The following is an 8,495-nucleotide window of genomic DNA, read 5'->3' as shown; positions in this document are numbered from 1 at the left end:
CTGCCTCCAGCGAGCCTGCAGCGGACCGTCGCTGATACTCCATCAGGAGAACCACCCCATGCACGTCCGCACTTCCCTCACCACCCTTGCGGCCGCGGCGGCCCTGCTGGCCTCCGCGTCCACCGCCACCGCCACTGCCGCGACCACTCCCCTCTCGGCACCCCGCATCACCCACCACTTCGACCTCGCGGCATCGCAGCAGCCCGAGAACATCACCGTCGACCGCACCGGATCGGCGTATCTGACCTTCTCCTTCGCCCGGCAGGTCGTCCGGGTCGCCCCCAGCGGCCACGTGCGCGTACTGGCCACTCTCCCGGCCCCGGCCAAGGCCGACACCCCCAACCTGGGCAAAGCCTTCGTCGGCGGCATCGCCCGCGGCGACGACGGCACCCTGTACGTCACCTACGCCACAGGAACCGCGGACCTCACCGGCATCTGGGCCGTACGCCCCGGTGGCCGACCGCACCGCATCGCCGCTCTCCCCGCCGACGGCATGCCCAACGGCCTCGCCCTGGACCAGCGCAGCGGACGGCTCTACGTCACCGACTCCGTGCACGGCGTCATCTACCGCGTCCCCGCGCAGGGCGGCAAGGCCGCCGTGTGGGCCGACGACCAGGCCCTGAAGCCCGTCTCGTTCGCCGGCGCCAACGGCATCAAGGTGCACAACGGGGCGGTCTGGGCCACGAACTCGGACCACGGCACGGTCCTCCGCATCCCCGTCACCGCACGGGGCGCCGCCGGACCGGCCGAGGTCCGGGCCACGGGCATCAGCTCCATCGACGACTTCACCTTCACCGGGCGCGGCGACACCCTCCTCGCCGCGCACAACGGCGACGAAGTCGACCTGGTGCGCCCCGACGGCACCCACACCGTCGTACTCACCGCCGACGACGGCCTGCAGACCCCGACGTCCGTCGCGGTCCACGGACGCACGGTCTACGTCACCAGCGCCGCGTACCTCACGGGCAAGGACCCCAATCTGCTCGTCGCCCGCCTCACCCACTGACGCGGCCGCAGGAACACACCTCTCCGATCCGGTGCCGCGCAGTCCGGGCGGCACCGGATCGGGCCCGCGCGGCGGGAACACCGTCTGCCCACTCCCCCGCCGAGACAGCCCTGGAACGGACATGTCCGAAACACCCCAGACCGACGTCGCCACCACGGAAGACGCGTCCCGTCCTCCGGCTCACAGCCGCCCTCGTCGTCTGTCCCTCGTCCTGGTCCTGGGCTCGCTGACGGCGCTCGGCCCTCTCACCATCGACCTCTATCTGCCGGCCCTTCCCCAGGTCAGCCTCGGGTGGTCGGGTGCGGTTACAGATGGGCGGCCAGGAACGGCAGGACGACGTCGGCCATTTCGTCGGGCACTTCCTCCGCCAGGTTGTGGCCGGCGTCGAAGACGTGCCCGGTGACGTCGTGGGCCATCAGCCGCATCTGGGATTCGTTGCGGCCGCCGATGAAGGCGGAGCCGCCGAGCGCCAGGACCGGGATGTCCAGTTTCTTCTGCGCGGCCTGCCGGTTCTGTTCGGCGTCGACGAGCATGGCCCGGTAGATCGAGAGCATCGCGCGAATGCCGCCGGGCATGGAGTAGCAGCGCACGTATTCGTCGACCGCGTCGGGAGTGGCGGTGTCGGGGTGGCTGCGCTCGTTCTTGATCATGTAGGTGATCAGTTCGCGTTCGTGTCCGGCGATCAGCATCTCGGGTACGTCCGGCTGGAAGTAGAAGCCCAGATGCCACAGGTGCATGCCGCTGGAGACGTTCTCGGGGGTGAGGGCCGTGTGGTCCTCGAAACCGAATCCGGGGAACAGCGCCTCGGCGAACACGAGAGCGGTGACGTGGTCGCGGTGGCGGGCGGCGAGCTGGTAGCCGATCACCGCTCCCCAGTCCTCGCCCGCCACGGCGTACGTCTCGTGTCCGAGGTGGGTCATCAGCTCGGCGATGTCGTCGCTCATCGTCGCGGAGTCATACCCGTCCGACGGGCGGGCGGAGTCGCCGAGACCGCGAAGGTCCGGGACGACGACGGTGTAGTGGGGCGTCAGCTTCGGGACGAGGTGGCGCCAGTGGTAGCTGGTCTTGGGCACGCCGTGCAGGAGCACCACCACGGGGCCGGACCCTGCTGTGCGGTAGTGCAGGCTCGTTCCGTTGACGGCTGCCCGGCCCGTGCGGACGGGCGTTCCGTCATGGTCGAACATCATGTTCTCCAACCTTCCTGGTGTATTTCGCGATGCGGGTGTCAGTGGGCTTGCGGAGGATCGACGAGAATCACCAGGCGGCTGGGTCCGGTGCCGTCCGCGGTTGTCCGGGCAGCGGAACTGCCGGCGGGGCGCAGGCTGACGTTCTCCGGGTAGAGCCCGCCGAGCAGAGCCAGCACGACGAGGTCGTCCTGGCCGGTGGCGTCCAGGGTGACGTCGCCTGCTTGCGTCCACACCAGCCCCGGTGCGTGCAGTGCGGACCACACATGTGCGGTGCGGGGCGCGGCAGCGGAGTGCGCGGCGCCCGTGACAGGGTCCGGTCGGTGGGCGAAGCGGTGGCCGCGCAGGGCCTGGCCGAGGTCGACGTGGGCGGTGGTGCCGTCGTGGGTGATCTCGATGCGGGCGGTGCGAGTCCCGTCGGTGATCGGCCCGGTGATGGTACGGGCGGTGAGCGGCCCCGATGCGGTGTTGGCGGGCGGCAGGTCCTCGACGAGGGTGCGAGGGGCGGCGTAGTAGTCCTGTATGTCGGCGACATACGTGACGGTGTCTTCGGCGGCCGGGTCGGCGCGCCAGGTCAGCAGGTGCCGGGGCGCGGTCAGGGGCAGCAGATCGAGGGCGGCGGGCAGGGCGGTGCCGCCAGCTGTCTCGAAGCCGTAGCCGGCCGGGCCGGAGGTGCCGGTGACGACGCGGCGGGCGAAGTCCACGATGCTGGAGTGCCTGATCTGGCGGACCATCAGTTCAGTGAGGAACGCGTCCCGGGCCGGTTCGGCGTGCCGCAGCCCGGACGGGGTGATCAGAAGCGGAACGTCCTGCCAGTTGGTGAAAGGCAGCAGGGCGTCGCGCAGCAGGACCATCTGATGCAACCACTCGTTGTAGAGCTGCATCGTGACAGGCCCGCCGCGCCGGCCGCGGAGCAGATCGGCCGCTGGAGGGGTGAGCAGGTGGCCATAGCAGTGGCTGCGGACGACCAGCGGTCCGGCGGGCAGCGGTATCGGGTCGGCGAGCAGCCTCTTCAGGGCCGCGGTGGCCCAGGAGGCGAGCTCCCTGCCGATCGTCTCGGCCTGTGCGCCCAGTTCGCGCGCTGCGGAGGCGCTGTCCGGGCCGATGGCCAGAGGCAGGGAGGTCTCCCGGGTTCCGAGGGCGAGTGTCGCGCGGATCTGGTCCTCCAGCACCTCGCCGTCGGCGCTGGTGAGGGCGTTGTCATCGATGATGCCCTGCAGCAGCGGCTCGGTGGCGGTGACGAAATCGCGGGCTGTCAGTGGGGTGCCGGCCGCGGGGAAGGTGTTCCAGCGGCTTCCGCCGAGAGCGGGTGCGCTCGGGGTGGGCGCGGGGGGCATGGGTCCTCCGAAGGCGTCGATGAAGCAGGGATGGATGTCGCCGGATCCCGTGCCCGTGCGGGCTCCGTCCTCTTATCTGGATCGAGCGATACAGTTTTCGGGCATGAAAAAGTCAGTCGAGGGTGACCAGGGCGACCTCCACGAGAGGTTCGAGGGCGTGGACATCCGGGGTGATCTTCGATGAGACCAGCAGTCCGTTGAGGAACGTGACAAGGAAAGCGGCCAGCGTGTGCGGGTCGTGCCGCGCCGCGATCTCGCCCCGCTCCGCCGCGACCCGCAGCACCTCCGCGAGCGCGTCCCGGCTGGCGTCCTGCATGTCCCGCACGGTGCGCCGGATCGCCGCATCCTTCGGCAGGCGCTCGCAGGCCGCATTGACCACCAGGCAGCCCCGGCCGTCGCCTTCCACGGCGATCCGGACCCGCTCGACCAGCATCGCACGAATTGCCGACCGGGCATCCGCCCCCTCCTCAAGGCTACGCAGAGCGGCCGCCGCGAGGGTGGTGCGGTAGTGCTCCAGTGCCGCCCGGTACAGGCCCTCCTTGTCACCGAACGCGGCATACAAGGATCCTTGCCCGATCCCCAGATGCTGCGTCAGGTCACGTACCGAAGTGGCCTCGTAGCCACGCATCCAGAACAGTTCCATGGCGCGGCTCACCGCCGCCTCGGTGTCGAACTCCCGGGTCCTTGCCATGGCTCAACCGTAACCTATCTGGATCGACTGCTCAAGAAAGGGACTGCGGCCTGAGCGGCGAGGTTCCGGCGGCCCTCGACGCGATCGTCGACCAGGTGTCCGCCTCCGGCGGGACCCCGCCGGCCATCGCCGAACTCGACTCGGGCTCCGCCTGGATCCTCGGCGTCGTCCACGTCAAGGACGTCGTCAAGCCCAGCCTGCGCGAACGCTTCGACGAACTGCGCCACATGGGAATCGCCGGACCCGTTCGTTTCACGCGGCCACCCCACCGTGGCCGCCTCGTCGACACGTTTCTGCGACCGAGCACCCGGCGGGCCCTCGTCCCGGGCGGCCGCGGATCCGGTCATGACGTCGCCTCGCCTCACTCCCGCCCTGGGGGCCGGCTACCTGGGAGCGCCCTGAACCCGAGGTGCGCCGCACCGTCACTTATCACGACACTGGACAACAAGAGTGGCAGGTATGTGCGAATGGCACCGTATGGCACGAGGGCGGCACCGATCCCGGGCGAAGGGCGGCATCCATGGCTGTCGACGGCACGAAGTGGCCGGACCCAGCGGAGTGGGCCGGGAAGATCTACAGCGCGGGCTGGCGCGAGTCCGAGGGCGGCACGCGCCAGGTGATCGAACCGGCCACGGGGCACGCGCTGGCCGAGGTCGGCGTCGCCTCCCCCGCGGACGTCGCTCGGGCCGGCGCTCGGGCCGCCCTGGCTGCCGGCGACTGGGCGGCGGCGGCTCCTTCCGATCGGGCCGAGGTCCTGCTGCGCGCCTGTGCCGCCCTGCGTGAACACAGCGACACCTTCCGCGACTGGATCGTCCGCGAGTCGGCCGGCGTCCCCGCCAAAGGCGACTACGAGATCACCGCCGCCCTCACCCAACTGACACACGCCGTCGGACTGGCGTCCCTGCCTCAGGGGGAGGTCCTGGCCCCTCAGGCCCCCGGTGGCACGAGTCTGGCGTGGCGGGTGCCGCTCGGCGTCGTCGGTGTCATCAACCCCTGGAACGCGCCGCTCCTGTTCGCCATGCGCGCGCTGGCACCCGCCCTCGCGCTGGGCAACACCGTGCTGCTCAAACCAGACCCGCTCACCCCGGTGTCCGGGGGCGTCCTCGTCGCGCGGCTCTTCGAGGACGCCGGACTGCCCGACGCAGTACTGCACGTCCTGCCGGGCGGCGCGGAGACCGGGCAGGCGGTCGCGGCGGACCCCCATGTCGCCATGGTCGCGTTCACCGGCTCCACCGAGGCCGGACGCGCGGTGGCCCGAGTGGCAGGTGAAGGGCTGAAGCGGGTCTCCCTGGAGCTCGGCGGCAAGAACGCGCTCGTCGTGCTCGAGGACGCGGACGTGGAGGCGGCCGCCCTGGCCGGAGCCGTGAGCACCTTCGGATACCAGGGACAGGCCTGCGTCGCCGCCGGCCGCCACCTGGTCCACGCCGACCTGGCCGAGGCGTACACCGACGCGCTGGTCGGGCACGCGCGGGCCATGCGTGTCGGCGACCCCCGCGTGGAGGGCGTCAGTGTCGGCCCGGTCATCAGCGAGCAGCAGGCCGCCAGAATCGAGCGCATCGTCGACGAGAGCGTGGCCGTCGGGGCGCGGGTGCTCACGGGCGGCCGGCGCGACGGACTCTTCTACCCGCCCACCGTCCTGGACCACGTCGGCCGAGCCATGCCCGCCTTCACCGAGGAGATCTTCGGTCCCGTCGCCCCGGTCATTCCCTTTCACAGCGAGGCGGAGGCTGTCGAGATCGCCAACGACACCGCCTACGGTCTGACGGCTGCCGTGCACTCCGGTTCCGTACCGAGGGCGACCGCTGTCGCCGAGCAGTTGCGCACCGGCATGGTCCACATCAACGACGTCTCCGCCAAGGACGCCGCGAACGCCCCCTTCGGAGGCATGGGCATCTCCGGCAACGGCTCCCGCATCGGCGGCACAGCCAGCCTGGAACAGTTCACCCAGTGGCGCTGGATGACGGCACCGGGGCCGGTGCCGGGGAGCCTTACGGGCCAGTGACTTGACCCCACCATCCTTGCGGCGCAGCCGAGTTGGAGCGCGTCGAAGTCCCACAAGACGGTTATGGACGACGGGATTACCTCACCCCAGCCCAAGATCCGGACCGTGTCCGGGCCAACTCACCGCAAGGCCTTACCGAGTCCGCTATTCCAGCAGGTCAACGACCTGTATGACGTGTATCACCGGCAGACCAAGAACCTGCTGGTAGTCCTTACAACGCCGTACGAAGAAGGCCCCAGCGCGAACCCGCAACGACCACTGCACTCGACGCCGCTGCAGAAAGAGATGCCTCACCCCGCCCTCCCGCCCGCGATCGAACAGGAGGGGGCAGCAGCCGAGCGGATCCTTCTCGTCAGCCCTCTGGCATCAGCTGTTCCTGCAGGTCAACGCATCCTGCCTCGCGGCTTCAGCGCCACCGCCGGCAGTTCAGGGGCCGGCAGCGGATCCCCGTCGTACCCCTTCACCTCCCCGAACCGCGTGCCCTCCATCCAGTCCCGACGCGCCTGGACGATCTCTTCCTGCGACCGGCCGATCCAGTTCCAGAACATGACCAACTCCTCCTCGAACGGCTCGCCGCCCAGGAGCATCAGGCCCGCGTCCGACTCCGCCCGCAGGGGCAGTTCGCTGCGGCCGCAGCCGAGGTAGAGCATCGAGCCGGGCAGCAGCGGGACGCCGTCGACGTGGGCCTCGCCGGACATGGACAGGACGGCGTACTCGAAGTCCGGTTCCAGGGGGAGGCGCACGTCCGCGCCTCGGGCCAGGGACAGGTCGGCGCCCACGATCGGGGTGTACGCCGTGCCGGGCGAGGTCGCGCCGTCGAGGTGGCCGAGGATCAGCGTGACCTTGACGCCGGGTGCCGTGACGACCGGCAGGTCGGCGTGGTGTTCGAAGCGCGGGTCGGTGTGACGGTGGCCGTCCGGAAGGGCGACCCACAGTTGCGCGCCGTGCAGGAAGCGGGCGTGCGAGCGAGGGCTCTCCTCGGAGTGGCTGATCGCCCGGCCGGAGGTCATCAGGCCCAGTTCGCGCGGGCGGATCGTCTGGAGGCTGCCGGTGGAGTCGCGGTGCAGCACCTCCCCCTCGTGCAGCCAGCTCACCGTCTGCAGACCCATGTGGGGATGCGGCGGCACCTGCATACCCGGTTCGTCGGCGATGTCGTCGGGCCCGTAGTGGTCGACGAAGCACCAGGCCCCGACCATCCGGCGGCCGAGGTTGGGCAGCAGCCGGCGGACCTCGCTGGACTCGCCCAGTTTGACGTGCCGAGGGCTGAGGAGTTCACGCACCGGCTCCGCCACCACGAAGCCCCGGCCACCGCACAGAGCGGGGGCCGCCTCGCGCTCAAGATTGCTCATGGCCACAACCTAGTCCGGCGGAAGGCCTCGCGTCAGCGCGTCACCGCGCCACTGCGTCATCCGGGCGGCCATCTGTCGATGAAGGGGCGGGTGGCCGTCGACCGGGCCGTCGCCCCACTGGGCTGACCCATGCGCAGTACTCGCTCATGGCCTCGCTGTACGGCATGCGGCATTCCGGCGAACGCCCCGTTCAGCGCCGCCTCGCCGACCACACCGGACTCGAGCCGCTCTACGTGTCGAAGCTCGCCCGCGCTCCGTCACCCTCCGCCTGGCGGCCGTCGCCGAGGGCCCGGCCGGGCGTGAGCAGCTCGTCGAAGGAGTCACCCGCGCACTGAAGATCGACACGGCGGAGGTGCACGGCGTGGTCGCCGAGCTGATCGCCGCGCGACTGCTGACCCCGGACGAGATGCCGAGCTGGCGGCCCTGGCCGAGCAACGGCCTACCCAAGTAGTGGAACATTGAACCGGAATACTGAACCGACCGGCCTGGTTGTCGGCCTCGAAGGAGGCCCCGAGTGAACACGACCTACGACGCCACGTACTACGCCCATGGAACACCGGCGGAGCGCTGGGAGCGCGCGCAGTTGTTCTTCGACGCCAAGGACTACGCCGCCGCCGCGCGCGTCCTGGTCGGGCTGGTCGAGGAGGTGCCCGAGCAGACCGGGCCGCGGCTGCTGCTGGCGCGCTCCTACTACCACTCGGCCCAACTGTGGCGTGCGGAGACCGAGTTGCGGACGCTCGTCGAGCGCGACCCCGTCGAGCACTACGCCCGGCTGATGCTCGGCCGCACGCTCCAGCGACAGGGGCGGCACGAGGAGGCGGAGTCGCATCTGCGGATCGCCTCGGCGCTCGCGGGCGACTTCGACGCGCGCGGGTGACGAGCGGTGTCGGCCGTCGGTCACAACAGCGGTGCCCGGCTCCGCGCGG

8 protein-coding genes and 1 pseudogene are annotated in these 8,495 nt (G+C 70.6%); 4 read left to right on the top strand and 5 right to left on the bottom strand.

The features are described 5' to 3' along the window. Positions 1–58: 58 nt before the first annotated feature. The gene (locus ACFTZL_RS36315; protein WP_382592079.1) at positions 59–1,006 is read left to right on the top strand and encodes an SMP-30/gluconolactonase/LRE family protein; all 948 of its coding nucleotides are present in this window, start codon (positions 59–61) and stop codon (positions 1,004–1,006) included. Positions 1,007–1,311: 305 nt separating this feature from the next. Here ACFTZL_RS36315 and ACFTZL_RS36310 read toward each other — a convergent pair whose 3' ends face one another. From ACFTZL_RS36310 to ACFTZL_RS36300, 3 genes are all read right to left on the bottom strand, one after another. Continuing rightward, positions 1,312–2,193, bottom strand: coding sequence for an alpha/beta fold hydrolase (locus ACFTZL_RS36310; protein WP_382592076.1), 882 nt, complete (start codon positions 2,191–2,193; stop codon positions 1,312–1,314). Positions 2,194–2,231: 38 nt separating this feature from the next. After that, the gene (locus ACFTZL_RS36305; protein ID WP_382592073.1) at positions 2,232–3,527 is read right to left on the bottom strand and encodes a hypothetical protein; all 1,296 of its coding nucleotides are present in this window, start codon (positions 3,525–3,527) and stop codon (positions 2,232–2,234) included. A gap of 112 nt (positions 3,528–3,639) precedes the next feature. Continuing rightward, positions 3,640–4,218 (bottom strand): TetR/AcrR family transcriptional regulator, encoded by a 579-nt coding sequence (locus ACFTZL_RS36300; protein ID WP_382592070.1) that lies wholly within the window; start codon positions 4,216–4,218, stop codon positions 3,640–3,642. Between the two features lie 520 nt (positions 4,219–4,738). Here ACFTZL_RS36300 and ACFTZL_RS36295 point away from each other — a divergent pair. Next, entirely contained in the window at positions 4,739–6,220 is a 1,482-nt protein-coding gene (locus ACFTZL_RS36295) for an aldehyde dehydrogenase family protein (RefSeq protein ID WP_382592067.1), read from the top strand. 383 nt (positions 6,221–6,603) lie between these two features. Here the strand turns inward: ACFTZL_RS36295 and ACFTZL_RS36290 are convergent, their stop codons facing one another. Further along, positions 6,604–7,569: a pirin family protein gene (locus tag ACFTZL_RS36290; protein ID WP_382592064.1), complete on the bottom strand. Its 966-nt coding sequence runs from the start codon at positions 7,567–7,569 to the stop codon at positions 6,604–6,606. A gap of 78 nt (positions 7,570–7,647) precedes the next feature. Between ACFTZL_RS36290 and ACFTZL_RS36285 the strand changes: the two are divergent. Beyond that, positions 7,648–7,823 (top strand): annotated as a pseudogene (locus ACFTZL_RS36285) (MarR family transcriptional regulator); the annotation flags it as partial. On the opposite strand, the gene ACFTZL_RS36280 reads toward ACFTZL_RS36285, so the two are convergent. Beyond that, on the bottom strand, positions 7,799–7,927 hold the full coding sequence (locus tag ACFTZL_RS36280; RefSeq protein ID WP_382592082.1) for a hypothetical protein: 129 nt from the start codon (positions 7,925–7,927) through the stop codon (positions 7,799–7,801). The pseudogene ACFTZL_RS36285 and the gene ACFTZL_RS36280 sit on opposite strands and share 25 nt — an antisense overlap. 156 nt (positions 7,928–8,083) lie before the next feature. Between ACFTZL_RS36280 and ACFTZL_RS36275 the strand changes: the two genes are divergently transcribed. Next, positions 8,084–8,446 carry a tetratricopeptide repeat protein gene (locus ACFTZL_RS36275; RefSeq protein WP_382592061.1) on the top strand — a complete coding sequence of 121 codons (363 nt, stop codon included), beginning with the start codon at positions 8,084–8,086 and terminating at the stop codon, positions 8,444–8,446. Positions 8,447–8,495: the final 49 nt, after the last annotated feature.

This window comes from Streptomyces sp. NPDC056948, from assembly GCF_042674225.1.
GTDB lineage: Bacteria > Actinomycetota > Actinomycetes > Streptomycetales > Streptomycetaceae > Streptomyces > Streptomyces purpurascens.
The sequence above is the reverse complement of the archived record's forward strand: the minus strand, read 5'-3'. Positions and strand labels throughout refer to the sequence as shown.

Coding starts and splice junctions, on each gene's coding strand:
- ACFTZL_RS36310 (WP_382592076.1), bottom strand. CDS start 2,193: ATGATGTTCGACCATGACGGAACGCCCGTCCGCACGGGCCGGGCAGCC.
- ACFTZL_RS36295 (WP_382592067.1), top strand. CDS start 4,739: ATGGCTGTCGACGGCACGAAGTGGCCGGACCCAGCGGAGTGGGCCGGG.
- ACFTZL_RS36290 (WP_382592064.1), bottom strand. CDS start 7,569: ATGAGCAATCTTGAGCGCGAGGCGGCCCCCGCTCTGTGCGGTGGCCGG.
- ACFTZL_RS36305 (WP_382592073.1), bottom strand. CDS start 3,527: ATGCCCCCCGCGCCCACCCCGAGCGCACCCGCTCTCGGCGGAAGCCGC.
- ACFTZL_RS36300 (WP_382592070.1), bottom strand. CDS start 4,218: ATGGCAAGGACCCGGGAGTTCGACACCGAGGCGGCGGTGAGCCGCGCC.
- ACFTZL_RS36315 (WP_382592079.1), top strand. CDS start 59: ATGCACGTCCGCACTTCCCTCACCACCCTTGCGGCCGCGGCGGCCCTG.